The organism is Nocardia vaccinii NBRC 15922 (assembly GCF_001613305.1).
GTDB classification, from domain to species: Bacteria; Actinomycetota; Actinomycetes; order Mycobacteriales; family Mycobacteriaceae; genus Nocardia; species Nocardia vaccinii.
Window position 1 is genome coordinate 135,116 of the sequence record NZ_BDCC01000033.1, and the last position, 16,977, is coordinate 152,092.

The following is a 16,977-nucleotide window of genomic DNA, read 5'->3' on the forward strand; positions in this document are numbered from 1 at the left end:
AACCCGAAGGTCAAGCTTTACGCCCCCGCGGGTGGGTCGAGCCGGAGGGGCGTTCGAGTCCCGCCGAACGGCTCCCGCTGACCGCCGAGATCGGCCGAGCCCGCGGAACGTCCGATCGCGGGTTTGCTGGGAACCGCCTGTCAGTTGGCCTGGAGTTCGGGCAGAGAAGGGTTGCAACCATTGTGACTCCTCTTGCGCGGCTGTACTTTTCGGGAGTCTCCAGACAATCGAAAGGTCGCCCTCATGCTTCTCGCTCTCATCATCGCCGGACTCAGCGCCACTGGCAGCGCGGCCGCCGGCATCCTCGGCAGTGCGGCCACGTACGCGGGCAACATCTGACCCCTTCCGCTACGAGCCGTCCGGTATTCCGTGGGCCGGCGCCGGTCGGCGAACGCCCGGCCGGATCGTGAATCCGATCCGGCCGGGCGTTCGCCGTTGTGTGCGAAGGCATTTCCGGTATGTTTACCGGTCCGATCGGCGTATTTCCATCGATGACGTACCGAGCGGCCAGCGTACTGGACGATTGACCAGTACGCTGCGACGAACAGGAATCGGCATGGTGTGGAACACGGTGCCACCGAGATGCGCCGGATGTCACTTCCGCGCGTCACGACACCAAGGAGTCTCGGTGACAGTCTCGCGGCGATCGGTATTGGCCGGTACGGCGGCCGTTGCGGTGGCGGCGGGTATGTCCGCGGCGAATCCCGCGACCGCGCGGCCGCCACATCCGGCGGACGGTCAGGGGTACCTGATCGGATGTGGGATCGGGGATATCACCGGCGCGCCCGCGGGTCAGGGCATGATGGGCTACTCCGAGGCCGATCAGGTCGCCACCGGACTGCTCACGCGATGTTGGGCGCGCGCGTACATCGTCGTGGACCGGGACAGCGGGGATCGCATCGCCTTCGTCACCACCGACAACGCATGCCTGTTCCAGTCGGTACAGCTCGAGGTGCTGCGGCGGCTGGCCGGGCGATTCGGCGATCTGTACACCGAGCGCAACGTCGGCATCAACGCCACGCACAACCACAATTCGTGCGGCGGGACCGCCCGCGAATACGCGTATTCCCTTGCCGCGTACGGATTTCAGCAGAACTCGTTCGAGGCCGAGGTGAACGGGATCATCACCGCGATCGTGCAGGCGCACGAGCGGTTGGCGCCCGGCACGATCATGCTCGGGCACGGCGAACTCCACGACGCCAGCGCCAACCGCTCTCGGGTCGCCTTCGAACTCGACCCGCCGTCGGACAAGGCCGTATTCCCCAACGCGATCGACCCCGCGGTGACGGTGTTGCGGCTGCGTCAGGGCGGCCGGGATGTCGGCGCGATCACCTGGTTCGCCACCCACGGCACCTCACTGACCGACCGCAATACGCTCATCTCCACCGACAACAAGGGCTATGCCAGCTATCGCTGGGAACACGACGAGATGGGGGTGCGGCACGGCGACGGGCAGCCCCGCTTCCTGGCTGCATTCGCGCAGACGAACGCCGGTGATATGACCCCCAATCTGAACTGCATCCCCATGCATCCGTCCGGGCCGACCGAGAACAACCGGCTCAACTGCACGATCATCGGCGAACGGCAATATCAGGCCGGACGCGCGGCCTTCGCCTCCGCACGCCCCATGAGCCGCGGCGGTGTGGACGCGGTGGCGCACTACGTGAACATGGCCGATATCGCCGTCGACGGCTCCTACAGCCCCGATGGCAAACCGGCCCGCACCGCACCGGCGATGATGGGCGCATCGGCCGTGGCGACCAGCGAGGAGGACAACTGGAACAGCCAGCTGTCGTTCCTGCGGGAGGGTGATACCAACCCGATGGTCGCCGCGCTCGGCGGCATCGATGCTCCGATCGAACAGTGGATGCGAGATATGCAGGCGCCCAAGCTGATCGCCGCTCCGCTCGGCATTCTGCCGCCGCGGCCGTGGAATCCGCAGGTGCTGATGCTCCAGATCATCCGCGTCGGTGACCTGGTATTGGCCTGCGGCCCAGCGGAATACACCATCGTGGCCGGACTGCGGATCCGGCGGCTGGTTGCCGACGCGCTCGGCGCGCCGCTCGAGAACGTACTGATGCAGGGTTACGCCAACGGCTACAGCCAATATGTGACCACACCCGAGGAGTATGTCTCCCAGCAGTACGAGGGCGGGGAGACCCAGTTCGGCCGCTGGACGCTGCCGGCCTACATGCAGGAATTCGACCGGCTGGCACGGGCTCTGACCGCCCGCACCGATCTCGGCCGGGGCCCGGCGCCGCTGGACTGGACCTCCGGACCGCAGCCGAATCTCCTGCCGCCGGTTCCGCCGGACGTACCCGTCGCCGGGTACGCGTTCGGCGATGTGCTGACTCAGCCGTCGGACGTCGTTGCGGGACAGACCGTCACGGCCGAATTCTGCGGCGCGCACCTGAACAACGACTTCCACACCGGCGGAACATATTTCGAGATCCAGCGCGCGAACGGCGCCGACTGGCAGCGAGTTCGGGACGACAACGATTGGTGCACCGAACTGCATTGGCGACGTCCGGACGGCCAGCCCGCGGCGTCGATCGTCCGCATCCGATGGACCGTCCCGCACGGCACCCGCGCGGGACGTCACCGCATCCGCTACATCGGCGACTCCCGCGACGCCGCGGGCAAGCGCGCCCGATTCACCGGCACGTCAGCGGAATTCACCGTCGTGTAGCACGCCTTCCGGGGCATCTCGGCGGGCTGGGAGACGTAGTCCTCGGGTGTTGTCACATACGCGCCCGCGTACGCACACCCCTCGAGCAACGGACGTCCGGCGCGGTCGGCTTCCCGGCGCGTCGGCGCAGTGCCGTCGCCCGGTCGGCAGGATCTGGTCGGGTCGCCGGATCCGGTTGCGAGGTGGGCTGCGCCCCGAGCGGTGTCACGGGGTCTCGCCGCGCGTCACACGGACGGAGAATGCGGCTGTGTCGAAGGGGCGGGCGCGGTGTCCTGGTCCCGTAGCGCGATCTCGAGTTGAGCGCTCATGGCGTGACCGGCCGCGTGCAGCGGTTCGGTGGAGCGGAGTGTGCGGCTCAGGATGAACGCTCCCTCCAACGCGCTGAGCATGGCCAGTATCAGCCGGCGCGCCGGCTCGGGCCGCAGTCCGCGGCCCGCGAGGTAGTCGGCGCCCTGCTCGATCCAGGATTCGATGACCTCCGCGGCCACCTCGCGCAGCGCGGGTTGGCTGTCGGCGATCTCCCCGGCGACGGTGCCGACCGGGCACATGTTCATCCATCCGGACTGCTCCATATCCACTGCCGCGGCGGCGAATGCGGCCGGAATCGCCTCGCGCAGATCCTCGTACGGATCCATCAGCAGCGGTAGCAGCTGTATGTAGGCCGCACCGCTGGTGCGCAACGCCTCCCCGGCGATCTGCTGTTTGCCCTCGGGGAAGTGGTGGTACAGGGATCCGATCGGCGCACCGGCCGCGACGGTGAGTTCCTTGACGGTGGTCGCGCCGTACCCCTGACGACGCATCAGCTCGGTCGCGGCGGTGAGGATGCGTTCGCGGGTGTTGGTTGACATGTTCTCCGCCATACCACCACACTAGAACATGTGCTCTAGAGCAACTGTTCTAGTGAAGGGACGGATCGGATGCGGGTAGTCGAGATCGCCGCGGGCAGGGTGCACTACGTCGAAGAGGGGCAGGGGCCTCCGGTGGTGCTGCTGCACGGGGTTCTGATGAACCAAACCCAGTGGGATCGGGTGCTTCCGCTGCTGCCGGAGGGGTTTCGGTACATCCGCCCGGCACTGCCGCTCGGCGCTCATCCCGAACCCATGCGCGCGGACGCGGATCTGAGCATGCGCGGCCTGAACCAGGTCATCGCCGATTTTCTGGAGGCACTGGACCTGCGCGGGGTGACCCTGGTGCACACCGACTGGGGCGGCGGGCTGTTCCTGACCGCATACGGTCTCGACGAGCGCGTCTCCCGGCTCATCATCATGCCCTGTGAGGCATTCGACAATTTCCCGCCCGGACTGCCGGGCAAGATGACCGTCGTCGCGGTCTACGCACCGGGCGGGCTCGCGCTCGCGCTGCGTCAGTTGCGGATCGCCCCGCTGCGGCGGCTGCCGATGATGCTCGGCTGGATGGCGCGTCATCCGCTGCCGGACGATCTGGTGCGCGGCTGGACCGAACCGGGGCTGCGCAATCCACGAATTCGCCGGGACCTGCGCAAATATGGAAAATCCCTGCCGCCGCGCGTCGAGTTGATCGCCGCCACCGAGGCGTTGCGCGATTTCGCCGGCGAGGCGCTGGTGCTGTGGTCCTCGGCGGGTAAGGTGATGCCGCGCGAGCACGGTCCCCGCTTGGCGCGCCTCTTTCCCGAAGGGCGGCTCCGCGAGATCGACGACGCCTATGTGCTGTCCATGATCGACCAACCCGCCGCTGTCGCAGGTGCGATGAGCGAATTCCTCACCCGCACATGACAGTCGGCACGGCCGCGCCGGAATAAACGGGGCAGCCAACCCGTTGCACTCTGCGAAATCGCTACGACATCACGGAGGGATACGGTGATTCGCGTACTGAGGAACCCGCTGCCCGCCGTGGGTCGCGCGCTCGGGCGTCGTCGGACGGTAATGCGGATCGCCCCCCTCATCATCGCACTGGAACGCCTCGTGCGCAGGATCACCCGGGGCCGGCACGGGGTACTGGACGTGGCCGGTCTGCCCTCCATGGAACTCACCGTTCTCGGGCGCAAATCCGGTGTCCCGCGCACGGTCTCGCTGTTGTACGTGCCCGACGGGCCGGACGACTTCCTGCTGGTCGGTTCCAATTGGGGTCGGCCGCAACATCCGTCGTGGTCGGCCAATCTGGCCGCCGCCGATCACGCCGAGATTCACAGTCGCGGAGAACGTTTCAAGGTGCGCGTCCGGCAGTTGCGCGGCGCGGAGCGCGATCGGGCCTGGGAGCGGGCGATCGAGCGTTGGCCGGGCTACGTGATGGAGCAGGGCATGGTCCGCGACCGCCCTTTCCGGCTTTTCGAACTGACCCGCATCTGATTCGGTGAGCGCGGCCCAGGCTCATCCGCGGCCGACATCGCCGATCACGGAACGACGGTCACCGGCCATCGCCCGGCCTTGACCAGCCGGACCGCCACCGATCCGACGAATCGGTGCCCGGCCTTCTCCGACGCCCCGACGATCACCGCGTCGGCCTTGAGTTCGTCGGCGGCCTGGGCCAGCCCGGTGTACGGGTCGCCGCGCCGGGTGAAGAACTTCCAGCGGGTGTTGTAGACGTTCTTGACTCGTTCGGCATGTTCGGAGATCTCGCGAGCGAGGTCGTCGGCGACCTCGGCGGTCGCGCCCTGCACATCCGCGCCGTATACCCCGGACATCGCCATGTACGGCTGCACGTAGACCAGTGCCAGCAGCGCGTTCTGCCGTCTGGCCAGGCCCCCGGCATAGGCGGCGGCGCGCCAGGACGCCTCGGTCCCGTCCACCCCGGCCATGATCACGCGCGGCCCGTCGGTGCCCAATTCGAAGCCGGAACCCTTGTCGGCCGCCCACTCCGGAGTCTTCTCCTGCGCCACGAACCGAGCCTAATCGAGATGTCCGAATCCGTCCGAACCCCGGGGTGCCGCGCCGGGTGGACGGCGTCGAGACGCGCCGGTGTGTCCTGCGTATCGTCACACGCATGACCACATCGCAGCCCCGCATCGCCGTCATGGGGGTGTCCGGATCGGGTAAGACGACGGTGGGGAAGCGGCTGGCGACCGCACTCGGCGTGGCCTACGCGGATGGCGACGATCTGCATCCAGCGGCCAATATCGCGAAGATGACGGCCGGAATCCCGCTGGACGACACGGACCGGCTGCCGTGGCTCGACGCGATAGGGAACTGGCTGTCCGCCCGCGGCGGGCACGGTGCGGTGGTGAGCTGCTCGGCCCTCAAACACGAGTACCGCGACCGCCTCCGGGCCGCCGCCCCCGGACTGTATTTCGTCGCCCTGGACGTGCCGCGCGCGGAGCTGATCCGCCGAATGAATACGCGCACCGGACATTTCATGCACGCCCGGCTGCTCGATTCACAGCTGGCCATCCTGCAGCCGCTGACCGTGCGGGAATACGGCCGCACGGTCGACGGCACCCGCGACGTCGACGCCCTGGTCCGCGACGTACTGACGGGCCTCGACCCGGCCGGCGCCGGAACTCAGCCCAGGTAACGCCCATACCAGTCGGTGACGCGCCGCCACGCCTGCGCGGCCCCGGCGGCGTTGTAGCGCGGGCCGGTGTCGTTGAAGAAGGCGTGGTCCGCTCCCTGCGCGACGAAGGTCTCGTGCGGCAGGCCGGCCCTCTGCAGCGCGGCCTCCGCGGCGGGGCGGGTGGCCCCGACCCGGGCGTCGAGTGATCCGTAGATCGCCAGCACCGCGGCCTTGGACCGGGACAGGTCTCCGCCGGCGGGGAAGGGGCCGTAGAACGGTGTGGCCGCGGCGATGTCCGGCGTGCCCGCGGTGAGCAGCATCCAGGTCAGCCCGCCGCCGAAGCAGAATCCGGTCACGCCCAGCTTCTTGTCCGGTACCCGCCGTGCGAGCTCCTGGAGACCGGCCTGCAGGTCCGCGACGAACCGGTCCTGCGGGATCTTGCTCAGCGCCGCGGTGGCCGCCGCGGGCTCGGGAAACGTTGCGGTGCCGCCCTCTTCGGACAGCAGGTCGACCGCCAGCGCGCTGTAGCCGATGCCCGCGAAACGTCCGGTGACCGAGCGGATGAAATCGGTGAGCCCGGTGTTCTCGTGGATCACCAGCACACCTCCGCGCGGGTTCTTCGGCTGCGCCCATGCCGCCTGTAGCGTGCGCCCCTGCGGGCCCGCGAAGGTCACCGCGCTCGCTTCGAGCCCACCCGCCGCGCCGGGCGGCCCCGAGGTGGGAGCGGCCGATGAGGTGGAATGTTCTCGGCCCTCACTCTGATTCGTCGAGCAGGCGGCCAGCAGCGCCGAGGCCGCGGCGGCCCCGAGCCCCATCATGCCCAGGCGGCGCAGGGCCTCGCGCCGGTCGAGAATGCCGTCCGCGTGATCGGTCGCGATCTCCTCGGCCATGTACTGCTGCAAGGGGGTCATGGGGCACACCCTATTCCGCCGCTGCGGCGGTGTGCGAGCACTCGAGCTCGAGATTTGCTGTGGACCGGGCGGACGGATTCAGCGGTCGAGTTTGCGCAGCAGGTCGCGCAAGGTGCGCAGATCCGATTCCGACAGTGCGGCAATCGATTCCGGTGCGGGGTCGTGTGTGGCGAGAGCGTCGGCCAGCACCTGGCCACCCAGTTCGGTGATGGAGACGACCTTCGTGCGCCGGTTGGCCGGATCCACCGAGCGCAGTACGAGGCCGCGCTCCTCGAGATCGTTGACGGTGACCGTGGCCGCGGGCGCGTCCATCGCGGCCGCGGCGGCGAGTTCCTTGACCGTCATCGGTCCGCAGCGCAGTTGGCGCAGGATCTTGATCCGGCTGAACGGCAGTCCCGTGCGTTCGGTGATGGCCCGCTTCCATTTGTCGCGGGTGCCGACGGCGTGCAGCAGCATCCGCCACACCTCGTCGGGAGTCGGGACGTCATCCGGCATGGCTGGGAACCTTCTGTTCGAGCAGATAGGCGACCCCCTGCTGGGAGCGCCGGGCCCAGCCGGTGCTGGCCGAAACGCCCAGCACGATGACGCCGACCGCGAGGAGGGCCAGGACCCACCACAGATTCGCACCGGTCAACAGACCGCACAGGGCCACGCCCAGGCTCACGCCGATCTGACGGCTGGTCGAGGCCACCGCCGAGGCCGCGCCCGCTTGGTCCAGCGGCATACCGCTCACCGCGGCGGTGGTGATCGGAGGGTTGACGGTGCCGAAGCCCAGGCCGAATACCGCGAACATCAGGATCAGCGCCCACACCGGCGTATCGTCGCGCAGCGTGGTCAGCGCGATCGTGGAGATCGCCAGCAGCGTGCCCGCGACCACCAGCGACGGCCGCGTGCCGTAGCGGCCGATCAACCGTCCCGACAGCGGTGAGCAGACCAGCATGCCCAGTGCCATGGGCAGGTACAGCAGGCCGGTGTGCACGGCCGAATAGTGCCGTGTCCCTTGTAGATACAGCGAGGCGCTGAACAGGAACGCGCCCAGGCAGGCGAACGCGCACACCGCGATCATGGTCGCCGAGGCGAAGGGGAAGCTGCGGAAGAAGCGCAGATCGATGAACGGCGAGTGATGCCGCCATTCCACGTAGCAGAACGCGGCCAGGGCGATCGCGGTGATGACGAGCATGATCGGTTTGTGCTCGATGAGCCCGAAGACCAGCGTGAACATGACCATCATGGCCAGCACCTGTCCGAGCGGGTCGATGCCGCGGGCCTCGGCCGCCTTGGATTCGGGGACGAACAGCGTGGTGAGCACTAGTGCGATCGCGCAGATCGGCAGGTTGATCCAGAAGACCGACTGCCAGCCCAGCGCATCGATGAGCACTCCGCCCACCATCGGCCCCAGCGCCGTGGACACGCCGACCACCGCACCCCAGACGCCGACGGCGCGGGCTCGCTCGACCCGGTCGGTGAAGACGGTGGTGATGATGGACATCGCCACCGGATTCAGCATCGATCCGCCGATGGCCTGCACGAAGCGCGCGCCGATCAGCACGTTGACGGTGGGTGCGAGGCTGCACAGCAGGGAGCCCATCGCGAAGAGGGTCAGGCCGATGCGGAACATTCGCCGCCGGCCCCACCGGTCGGCGGTCGCGCCCGAGAGCATCAGCAGGCTGGCCAGGGTCAGGGTGTAGATGTCGATGATCCACTGCAACCGCGACAGCGGCGCGTGCATCTCGCCGCGGATGGACGGGATCGCGACATTGACGATGGTCGCGTCCATCGATGAGATCAGTAGGCTCAGGCAGCACGTCACCAGCACGATGGTTTTGCCGCGCGCACTCAACCCCGCAACAGTTGTCGGCACACAAGTATTGTGAAACTACAACTGTTCCGGATGCAATCGACGGCTGTTGTGGAGTGGATCACCGCGTCGGGTCGTGGAGTGAACCATTGGATTGCTGCCCACTCACGAAGTGCGACATTCGATATGGCGCACTGCGAGCCGAACGCTCGCCCGGTACGTTCGTCGCATGACGATGGACCGGAGTGCGGCGCCAGGTACGGTGACCGCAGAACCCGTGGATGAGGAAGAAGGCTACAAGCGGGGCCTGAACCCGCGCACCGTGCAGATGATCGCGATCGGCGGCGCCATCGGCACCGGCCTGTTCTGGGGCGCGGGCGGCGCCATCGAGCAGGCCGGTCCGGCGCTGATCCTGTGCTACCTGGTGGCGGGTGTCGCGATCTTCGTGATCATGCGGGCACTGGGGGAGTTACTGACCTACCGCCCCGTATCGGGCAGCTTCGCGGAGTACGCGCACGAATTCCTCGGGCGCTTCGCGGGATTCGTGACCGGCTGGACGTACTGGGCGGTGTGGGTGAGCACCTGCATGGCCGAGATCACCGTCGCCGGAAACTATGTCCAGCGCTGGTTCGCGGTACCGCAGTGGGCGACCGCGCTGGTGGTTCTGGCCGTGCTCTTCGGGGCGAATCTGATCTCGGTGAAGGTGTTCGGTGAGGGCGAGTTCTGGTTCTCCGCGATCAAGATCTTCGCGATTCTGGCGATGATCGTGATCGGCATCGGCGTGCTGGTCATCGGATTCGGGCATGCGCCGAATCCGTCCGTGACGAATCTGTGGTCCGATGGCGGCGTCTTCCCGAACGGCCCATGGAAAGCCCTGCTGGCGTTGCAGATCGTGGTATTCGCCTATGTCGGTGTGGAATTGGTGGGTGTGACCGCCGGAGAGGCTCGCGAACCTCGCAAGACGCTCCGCAAGGCCATCAATACACTGCCGCTGCGGATCGGGCTGTTCTACGTCGGTGCGCTGGTGATCATCATGTCGGTGCTCAGCTGGACCAACTTCCATTCCGGCGCAAGCCCGTTCGTTGCCGTGTTCGAGAAGGTGGGCATCCCGGGTGCCGCCGATCTGATCAATTTCGTCTTGCTGACCGCGGCGCTGTCGTCGTGCAATTCGGGCATCTACTCCACCGGCCGCATGCTGCGCAGCCTCGCGCAACACGGTGAGGCGCCGCGCGGGCTGGGAGCGTTGAGCAGCCGGCAGGTGCCGTACACGGGCATCATCGCCTCCACGGCGGCGATGGTGATCGGCGTGGTCGTCAACGTGATCTCGCCGGACAAGGCCTTTGCCTACATCACCTCGGTCAGCACCATCGGCATCATCGTGGTGTGGGGTGTGATCCTGTTGTGCCACATGGCGTATCGCGCGCGCGTCCGGCGCGGGGAGCTCCCGGCCTCGGACTACCGCCTGCCCGGCGCGCCGGTGAGTACCGTCCTGGCCCTGGCCTTCCTCGGGCTGGTCGTGGTGCTGCTGTTCTTCACCGACAGCGGTCGCACGGCGATCATCGTCGGCGTGGTGTGGACCGTCCTGGTCTGTGCCGGTTATCCGGTGGTGAACAGCCTGGTGCGCCGCCGGGATTCGGTGGACGCCTGAGTTCCCCGGTCGGGTCCGCCGGGGCCGATTCGCCGATTGCGTTCAGGCAGCGGCGAATTCGTCCCGGCGTGCCCGCGCCCGGTCCCGTGTGAATCGTTTGTCCCCGCCCGGACCGACCGAACATCGGCTCGTGTGGGTCTGCGGTATTGCCTTGACGCCGGTGACAAGGTTTACCGTTGCCGCAGCGGTCTCGAGAGGGGTTCACATGCTGATCGGAGAGCTGGCCCAGCGCGCCGGTACCAGTGCACGCACGGTGCGCTACTACGAGCAGCACGGACTCGTGCGGCCCGAGCGGTCGGCCAACGGCTACCGCGTGTACGACGAGCCTGAACTCGAGATCGTGCGGAAAATCCGGGCGTTGCTGGAGTTGGGTTTCGACCTGGCCGATGCCCGCCCGTTCGTCACCTGCCTACGCACCGGCCACAAGTCCGGCGACGAATGCCCGGAATCGGTGGAGTCCCTGCGGCGCAGGCTCGCCGAGATCGATGACGCGATCGACGAGCTCTCCGCCGCGCGGCGACAGGTGAGCGCGCGGATCAGCGCCGTGGCTTGCCCGGCCCCGAAGTGCGAATTCTCCCTTTACCAGCAAGGAATTTCGTAATGCGGTTTGCGACCAGCTACAGTACGGCGTTCAACGGCACCGATCCCGATCGGCTCACGGCGTTCGCCCGGCACGCGGAGAACCTGGGGTTCGAGGCACTGTATGTCCAGGACCATATCGCGCTGTATCCCGGCGCCGACTACGGCGCCGGCGAGCTGCCGCCGACGTTGCCGTATTTCGATCCGCTGGATTGCCTGAGCTTCGTCGCCGCGGCTACGGACCGGATTCTGCTCGGTACCGGTGTGCTGCTTTTGCCGTACCGGCATCCGGTGGTCCTGGCCAAGCGGCTGGCCACCATCGACGTGCTGTCCCGAGGCAGGATGCGGCTGCTCACCGTCGGCCTCGGCGCCTTGCCCGGGGAAGCCCGCGCGTTGGGCGTCGATTTCCGCAGCCGGGGCCGCCGCGCGGACGAGGCGATCGATGTGCTGCGCCTGCTGTGGGCGGGCGGTCCGGACGGGGTCGGCCACCACGGCGAGTTCTTCGCCTTCGACAACCTGTGCAGCTACCCCAAACCACACGAAACGACTGCGCTGCCCATCCACGTCGGGGGCTCCAGCGCGGCAGCGGCCCGGCGCGCCGGACGACGCGGCAGTGGTTATTTCGCCGGTGGCATGCTGACCGAATACGAACGTGACCGCCAGATCGAGCTGGCGCGCAAGACCGCCGCCGACGCGGGACGCGATCCTGCCGAAATCGAGTACACCCGCTGGGGATCAGCCGATATGTCCGCCGATCGCGTCGGGGAATTCGCCGAGCATGGTGTGGACCGGATCGTCGTCGGCTTCGCTGGTGTCGACCCCGCGCAGCAACACGACCAGATGTCGGAATTCGCCGAACGATTCGACCTTTCAGCTCATGACGCTGCCGGTGCCGATCGATAGGTAGGCGAGCGTCACGATCATCAGGAACCAGCCCGCACCCTGCCAGATGGGCCAGGCTCGGTGCCGGCGCCAGGTGCGGTAGGTGGTCACGAACGCGCCGATCGTACCGATGACCAGCACCAGACCGGGGCCGCCGAGGATGGCCCCCTGCGCGGTGCCGTCGCAGAAGGTGCGCGGGGACTGCGCGCAGCTCTCCCGGCGGCCCGCCCACTCGTCGATCGCCAGGAACAGCAGTGCCGCGACGATCAGCACACCGACGCAGTACCCGACCGCGTGCCGGTACATATCCGGATCGTGCCAGCGCTTCTCGACGTCGTCGACCATGATCACGCACCTCCTCGGTCTGTGGATCGCGAGACCCTGCGCACTCCAGTGTCGTCCATCCCGGCGGTCGATCGGTGCACAGGGCCTTCACCCGCGGGCCGTGCGCCGAGGCCGCCGACGGCGCGTCCTAGGATGGCCGGATGAGTGTCCAGCGGCTGCACGTCGTCCCCTCCCGATTCGCGGTCGAATACGTCGCCGGGGCAACGTTTCCCGAGGACGACGAGTGGATAGCGCTGGTGCGGGCGCCGGAGGGGCTGACCGTGATCCGCGATGCGCCACCGTGGGCCGAAGGGGAGATCTGGATCGGCCTGTACGGCGACCCCGGCAAGTACGGCCGGGACACCACCATGCCGGCGGCGGTCGTCGGACCGCTGAGCGAGGCCGGCATCCCGGTCTTCGTGACCTCCACGTACCACGCGGACCTGGTGCTGGTGCCGGAACATCGGCTCGTCGAGGCCAAGGACGCGCTGGCGCAGGCGGGGCACCGCGTCGACGGCTGAAAAGTATTGGCGCACAGCGTCTTCCAGCGGCCGACGCAGAGGCGCTCAGTCGAGGGCGGTCAGCTCGTGGAAGGCATTCCGCAGCATGTCGCAGTAGACGTCCAGATCAGTGACGATCGCCGGATCGCAGGCCACCGAGACCGCGAAGACGTCATCCGTGCCGACGAACGAGTGCGCCAGCGCGATGTCCGGGTAGACCGGCGGCAGCATACCGGCGAATCGAAATCGGCTGTCCAGCAGGGACAGTGCGGTATCCGAATCACAGCGGATGCTGGTCAGAATGGTATGCGCGGGTGCGAGCGGAGGCGGGTCCGCGGGCGGCAGGGTGCCGAACTTCGCTCGGTAGATGCGACTGGGCAGGCCGTCGATCAGGTGCAGCCGGGCCAGCTCGCGGGGGCTCGAGGCCGATCCGCGGCGAGCGCGCAGGGAGGCGTCCACCGCGCGGGCACGCGCGGCGATGTCCGGCTCACCGGGATGCAGATCCACCACGTCGGCGCCGATCCGATTGACCCCCAACACCTGCACGCCGGGTATCGCGATCGTGACGAAGGCCGAGAGATCCTCCGGGCACGGGAGTGTGTGCTTATCGAAATAGCGTTGCAGTGCAAGGGATATCGCCGTCAGGCCGACCGAGGTGACGGTGATGCCGGGAGTGCGCACCGACGCGAGTTCCAGCGGGACGGTGCGCAGGGCGCGGTCCGGGCCGATGCGCTGATTCAACACCGTCCTGGTGCGCGCGGAGATCACCGGCCAGTCATCCTGGCCCTCCGGCACGGACCATCGGTTCAGAGCACGGGCTCCGCTCATGAAACGCACTGTGCGCCAAGGTATCCGAACCGCGTCGGCCAGCGCCACGGGCCACGCTCGCGGCCGCCGCGCGGCGGTAGGTTGCCCGTCGATTCGCACCGGCGCGGGGTCGGCCGCGAACAACGCCTCACCCAGCGAGGTCATCGCCGGGCCCGCCATCAGCGCGTGACTGGTTTGCATCATCACGACGGTGCCCGCACCGGTCACCGTCTCGATGCCGGTAACGCCGGGGAAGACGTGCAGGCGCCAGGCGCACACCCGCGCGTCCAGCGGTTCGGTCAGGGCCTGCGCCATCCGGTCCTGGCAGGCGGCCCAGTCCAGCCCCTCGGGATGCGCGACGATATGACTCTCGATCGAGCTGTCATCGATGACCCAGATCGGGTGCGTGAGCCCGCCCGGCGCCTCGTGGATGCGCCGACGCAACGGCTCCAGCGCCGCCGCCCGCGCACCGAAGTAGGCCGTGACCTGCGCACCGGTCGGTGCGGGGGCATCACCACTGTCGAACACCCACCACATCGGCCAGTCGGTCGCCCGCCCCGACCGCGCCAGATAGAAGAAGGCCGCGTCATTGGCCGTCAGCTGTGATTCGCGCATCCGCTGCTCTCGTCGATCGTCGATTGCCCTGCACTTTAGCGGCCGTGCCGCTCACGCGCCCGGGGGAGCCGGACGTGGCCCGCGGGGTAGCCGTGGCGGCTCGCTCAGGCCGATCGCGGCTCGCTCGGAATGCTGACCGCTCACCGGGCCTCGCTCGCGAGTGCGTCGGACTCCCCGGCGGTGGACGAGTTCGGTGTCGGGTCGGGTGAACCGATTCCCAGAATCGTGCGCGCGCGTTTCAGCCAGGTCTCGATCTGCTGATCGCTCACCACCCCGGCGCCGATGATCAGCTCCGCGGAAGTTCCAGCGGTGCGAACGGCGAGGAGATGTCCGTGTCCGGCCGTGGAATCGTCGGCAGTCGCAGCCGCCTGAACAGGGTCGAATCCCACCCAGCTCCACCGCTGGCCGTACCGCCGACCGGCGAGACGGCGGCCCGACAGCGGCAGGCCGCGCTCGCCGTGCGTGAGCGCACGCAAATAGTCCGGGGTCAGGAAATTGTCGACGACCCCGCCCGGCGCGACATCCCGCAGGCACACCACCAATCCCGGGATTGCGTCCAATAGGGCGTAGCGGCGGCCCCACTCGGTCTCGCCCGGCCGGTACAGGTCCACGGCGACGCCATGGCGGATGTGCGTTCGCCGCACCGACCATTCCTCGTGCGGGTTGTCCCGGTCGGTGAGTGCGCCGGGATGGGCCGGGGGCTGGTCCATGAACCGATGCAGTTCCTCCTGGTAGTTCCAGTCGTCAGCGGGATTGCCCACGACCAGTGCGCAACCGGAACTGTCCCGATGACACATGAGGGTGAGCCGCGCACCTCGTCGCGGGGAGACCACACACCACGTCCGACGGTCGGACAGGACGAGCTCGATCTCCCCGTCACCATCGATGTCGACCTCTTCGGCACCGGCGGTGCAGCCACCGTCGGCCGCCCAGTACGCGGCCCGCACCAGGGGACGAGCAAGTGCGGCGTGCGCGGCCGTGGCCCGCACCCACGGCGCCAGATGCCGCTGCGACCCGTCCAGGCATCCGAATATCGGGTCACGCCAAGCGGTTTCGTGCTGACCGATCATCAGCAGACGGTAGGCCAGGGTGAGCAATTCGCCCGCGCCGCGATGCCACGACAGCCGGCGTTCGGCCGTGCCGATCATCGACTGCATCGCAGTCGACAGATCGGCATAAGGCCTCCACTGCGGGTCCTGCGACCAGCCGGTGAAGTCGGCGCGCGCACCCCACTCGTGTTCCAGTTCGTAGTAGGACCCGGCGGGAACCGCACCGCGTTCGGGGAAACGATGCCGGTCCAGCCAGTTGTCCAGCTCGACCACCTCGACGGTTTCGTTGGTTGCCAGCCACTGCAGGAGGTGTTCGTATTCCTTGATCGCCGGTTCCCAGCCTCCCACTCCCGCCGAGCGTTCCATGTCGTCGGCGTAGACGAGCAGAATCTCTTCTCCCGCATCGGCACGCTCGGACAGGTCGGCCATCATCCGATCCAGGAAATTCCATTGCTGGGCGGTACGAGGCGGGAACAAGTAACGCAGATAGGAGCAGATCGGCACCATCGTCAGCCGCCGCTCGCCGACGGCCGACGTACGTGGCCGCAGCGAATCCGTGTCGAGCATGTCCGGGTGATATGGGGGCGGCCGTCGGCGATCGGCCCACCGGAACGGGCCGTGCGGTCGGTTCGGCCGATCTGCGGCCAGGAGACGGTCGTCCACCAGCACCCGCCGGTAAGGGCCACCCGGCAAGGTCGGATCGGTGAACACACCGTGCAGTCGCGGATCCCATACCCGCTCGGGCAGCCAGGCGGTTTCGACCCGCTCCACGTCCTGCGGGAAGTGCTGGGCCAGCAGATCGGTCATCGTGACCAGTTGCAGGCGGTTCATCGGCGGGGTGAGCGTCGGCATGATCGGCTCGCAGTAGGTGCCGCCGAGCAGGCCGATGCCCGCACCGCCCACCAGCCGCCGAATCCGGTCGAATTGTTCGGGCCGATGCCACAGCATCGCCTCGAGCAGAGTTCCGGACAGATGCAACGACATCGGAATCCCGTACGCGCGATGCAATTCCAGCACATCGAGATAGCCCTGGACGCAGCGGGAGATCCCGTCCCGATGCGTGTAGCCATCGGTTATCACGAGCTGATTCGCATGCTGCGCGATACTCAGCGCGACCTTGGTCATCGCGGTACTCCTGTCGAGGTCCCCGGACCGCGACACGGCCGGGCAAACGTTGTCTGTGCCCGCGAAATGCCCTGTCGCCATTGTCTATTCGAGCTGGGGGCCAGCGGCGCTCCGGGCGGGTACGTTCCGGATGGCCGAGGCTGCTCACATGACCGAGCCCGCGTCGCGGCGGATGAGGTCGTCCATGGCGCGTTCGGCGAGCACCAGCACCGCCCGCACAAGCTGGCGACCGCCGCTGACAGACATCGATCGACCTCCAGGAAAGACAAGAAAAGGCAGTCGGCGCCGATCGGTTCGCAACAGCAACGGTCAGCGTTGTTCCGCAATGCGAATGTCACGGCTGGAACGGAAACCGATGTGCGCCGACGTGGGTTACCGGAAGAATTGAAATCCCTTTCGGGCTGCGGGAACGACGCTAACTCCTGGTGCCGGTAATGCTCAATCGGCCGGTCGGATTTCCGGGGAAGCAACAGGCTCGGCGGCGGAAAACCTCAGTGCGCCCACAAGAACGGGACGGGTGGACGAATCCGCGAGCACCGGCGAACGCCACCTCGCGCGGTATCCTCAGGGCCCGCCGACCGCTCC

Annotated in this window: 16 protein-coding genes; 8 read left to right on the forward strand and 8 right to left on the reverse strand. The window is 67.8% G+C overall.

Translation table 11 applies throughout. The features are described from left to right. Window positions 1–628: 628 nt before the first annotated feature. On the forward strand, window positions 629–2,689 hold the full coding sequence (locus NV1_RS21915; RefSeq protein ID WP_067894250.1) for a neutral/alkaline ceramidase: 2,061 nt from the start codon (window positions 629–631) through the stop codon (window positions 2,687–2,689). Window positions 2,690–2,913: 224 nt separating this feature from the next. On the opposite strand, the gene NV1_RS21920 is transcribed toward NV1_RS21915, so the two are convergent. Next, entirely contained in the window at window positions 2,914–3,537 is a 624-nt protein-coding gene (locus tag NV1_RS21920; protein ID WP_067894699.1) for a TetR/AcrR family transcriptional regulator, read from the reverse strand. Window positions 3,538–3,606: 69 nt separating this feature from the next. On the opposite strand from NV1_RS21920, the gene NV1_RS21925 reads away from it, so the two are divergent. Together NV1_RS21925 and NV1_RS21930 are read left to right on the forward strand one after the other, a co-directional pair. Beyond that, a complete protein-coding gene (locus tag NV1_RS21925; protein WP_067894253.1) occupies window positions 3,607–4,440 on the forward strand; it encodes an alpha/beta fold hydrolase in 834 nt (277 codons plus the stop codon). Window positions 4,441–4,590: 150 nt separating this feature from the next. After that, window positions 4,591–5,013 (forward strand): nitroreductase family deazaflavin-dependent oxidoreductase, encoded by a 423-nt coding sequence (locus NV1_RS21930; protein WP_084525616.1) that lies wholly within the window; start codon window positions 4,591–4,593, stop codon window positions 5,011–5,013. A 44-nt stretch (window positions 5,014–5,057) separates the two neighbouring features. Here the strand turns inward: NV1_RS21930 and NV1_RS21935 are convergent, their stop codons facing one another. Next, window positions 5,058–5,543 carry a universal stress protein gene (locus tag NV1_RS21935; RefSeq protein ID WP_245713852.1) on the reverse strand — a complete coding sequence of 162 codons (486 nt, stop codon included), beginning with the start codon at window positions 5,541–5,543 and terminating at the stop codon, window positions 5,058–5,060. A 104-nt stretch (window positions 5,544–5,647) separates the two neighbouring features. On the opposite strand from NV1_RS21935, the gene NV1_RS21940 reads away from it, so the two are divergent. After that, a complete protein-coding gene (locus tag NV1_RS21940) occupies window positions 5,648–6,175 on the forward strand; it encodes a gluconokinase (RefSeq protein ID WP_067894705.1) in 528 nt (175 codons plus the stop codon). Here NV1_RS21940 and NV1_RS21945 read toward each other — a convergent pair. The 3 genes from NV1_RS21945 to NV1_RS21955 form a co-directional block, all read right to left on the reverse strand. Next, entirely contained in the window at window positions 6,163–7,065 is a 903-nt protein-coding gene (locus NV1_RS21945; protein ID WP_067894258.1) for a dienelactone hydrolase family protein, read from the reverse strand. The two genes, NV1_RS21940 and NV1_RS21945, sit on opposite strands and share 13 nt — an antisense overlap. A 78-nt stretch (window positions 7,066–7,143) precedes the next feature. Beyond that, complete coding sequence (locus NV1_RS21950; protein ID WP_067894269.1) at window positions 7,144–7,560, reverse strand: MarR family winged helix-turn-helix transcriptional regulator; 417 nt, start codon at window positions 7,558–7,560, stop codon at window positions 7,144–7,146. Next, a complete protein-coding gene (locus NV1_RS21955) occupies window positions 7,550–8,926 on the reverse strand; it encodes an MFS transporter (RefSeq protein ID WP_067894271.1) in 1,377 nt (458 codons plus the stop codon). The genes NV1_RS21950 and NV1_RS21955 overlap by 11 nt, the downstream gene beginning before the upstream one ends. A gap of 166 nt (window positions 8,927–9,092) precedes the next feature. On the opposite strand from NV1_RS21955, the gene NV1_RS21960 reads away from it, so the two are divergent. From NV1_RS21960 to NV1_RS21970, 3 genes are all read left to right on the forward strand, one after another. After that, window positions 9,093–10,511: an amino acid permease gene (locus tag NV1_RS21960; protein WP_373864644.1), complete on the forward strand. Its 1,419-nt coding sequence runs from the start codon at window positions 9,093–9,095 to the stop codon at window positions 10,509–10,511. A gap of 205 nt (window positions 10,512–10,716) precedes the next feature. After that, complete coding sequence (locus NV1_RS21965; RefSeq protein ID WP_067894273.1) at window positions 10,717–11,112, forward strand: MerR family transcriptional regulator; 396 nt, start codon at window positions 10,717–10,719, stop codon at window positions 11,110–11,112. Further along, window positions 11,112–11,993: a TIGR03619 family F420-dependent LLM class oxidoreductase gene (locus NV1_RS21970; protein WP_067894276.1), complete on the forward strand. Its 882-nt coding sequence runs from the start codon at window positions 11,112–11,114 to the stop codon at window positions 11,991–11,993. The genes NV1_RS21965 and NV1_RS21970 overlap by 1 nt, the downstream gene beginning before the upstream one ends. On the opposite strand, the gene NV1_RS21975 is transcribed toward NV1_RS21970, so the two are convergent. Continuing rightward, window positions 11,961–12,317, reverse strand: a complete 357-nt coding sequence (locus NV1_RS21975) for a hypothetical protein (protein ID WP_067894710.1) — start codon at window positions 12,315–12,317, stop codon at window positions 11,961–11,963. The two genes, NV1_RS21970 and NV1_RS21975, sit on opposite strands and share 33 nt — an antisense overlap. A 140-nt stretch (window positions 12,318–12,457) precedes the next feature. Here NV1_RS21975 and NV1_RS21980 point away from each other — a divergent pair, with 140 nt between their 5' ends. Beyond that, the gene (locus NV1_RS21980) at window positions 12,458–12,817 is read left to right on the forward strand and encodes an ACT domain-containing protein (protein WP_067894278.1); all 360 of its coding nucleotides are present in this window, start codon (window positions 12,458–12,460) and stop codon (window positions 12,815–12,817) included. A gap of 45 nt (window positions 12,818–12,862) precedes the next feature. Here NV1_RS21980 and NV1_RS21985 read toward each other — a convergent pair whose 3' ends face one another. Together NV1_RS21985 and NV1_RS21990 are read right to left on the reverse strand one after the other, a co-directional pair. Continuing rightward, window positions 12,863–14,218 carry a wax ester/triacylglycerol synthase domain-containing protein gene (locus NV1_RS21985; protein ID WP_067894280.1) on the reverse strand — a complete coding sequence of 452 codons (1,356 nt, stop codon included), beginning with the start codon at window positions 14,216–14,218 and terminating at the stop codon, window positions 12,863–12,865. A 140-nt stretch (window positions 14,219–14,358) separates the two neighbouring features. Beyond that, complete coding sequence (locus tag NV1_RS21990; RefSeq protein WP_067894282.1) at window positions 14,359–16,392, reverse strand: polysaccharide deacetylase family protein; 2,034 nt, start codon at window positions 16,390–16,392, stop codon at window positions 14,359–14,361. Between the last annotated feature and the right edge of the window lie 585 nt (window positions 16,393–16,977).

What these genes read in the sequence shown, in the direction of transcription:
- NV1_RS21920 (WP_067894699.1), bottom strand. Translation starts at nt 3,537, where the DNA reads ATGTCAACCAACACCCGCGAACGCATCCTCACCGCCGCGACCGAGCTG.
- NV1_RS21925 (WP_067894253.1), top strand. Translation starts at nt 3,607, where the DNA reads ATGCGGGTAGTCGAGATCGCCGCGGGCAGGGTGCACTACGTCGAAGAG.
- NV1_RS21930 (WP_084525616.1), top strand. Translation starts at nt 4,591, where the DNA reads ATGCGGATCGCCCCCCTCATCATCGCACTGGAACGCCTCGTGCGCAGG.
- NV1_RS21940 (WP_067894705.1), top strand. Translation starts at nt 5,648, where the DNA reads ATGACCACATCGCAGCCCCGCATCGCCGTCATGGGGGTGTCCGGATCG.
- NV1_RS21945 (WP_067894258.1), bottom strand. Translation starts at nt 7,065, where the DNA reads ATGACCCCCTTGCAGCAGTACATGGCCGAGGAGATCGCGACCGATCAC.
- NV1_RS21950 (WP_067894269.1), bottom strand. Translation starts at nt 7,560, where the DNA reads ATGCCGGATGACGTCCCGACTCCCGACGAGGTGTGGCGGATGCTGCTG.
- NV1_RS21960 (WP_373864644.1), top strand. Translation starts at nt 9,093, where the DNA reads ATGACGATGGACCGGAGTGCGGCGCCAGGTACGGTGACCGCAGAACCC.
- NV1_RS21965 (WP_067894273.1), top strand. Translation starts at nt 10,717, where the DNA reads ATGCTGATCGGAGAGCTGGCCCAGCGCGCCGGTACCAGTGCACGCACG.
- NV1_RS21970 (WP_067894276.1), top strand. Translation starts at nt 11,112, where the DNA reads ATGCGGTTTGCGACCAGCTACAGTACGGCGTTCAACGGCACCGATCCC.
- NV1_RS21975 (WP_067894710.1), bottom strand. Translation starts at nt 12,317, where the DNA reads ATGGTCGACGACGTCGAGAAGCGCTGGCACGATCCGGATATGTACCGG.
- NV1_RS21980 (WP_067894278.1), top strand. Translation starts at nt 12,458, where the DNA reads ATGAGTGTCCAGCGGCTGCACGTCGTCCCCTCCCGATTCGCGGTCGAA.
- NV1_RS21985 (WP_067894280.1), bottom strand. Translation starts at nt 14,218, where the DNA reads ATGCGCGAATCACAGCTGACGGCCAATGACGCGGCCTTCTTCTATCTG.
- NV1_RS21990 (WP_067894282.1), bottom strand. Translation starts at nt 16,392, where the DNA reads ATGACCAAGGTCGCGCTGAGTATCGCGCAGCATGCGAATCAGCTCGTG.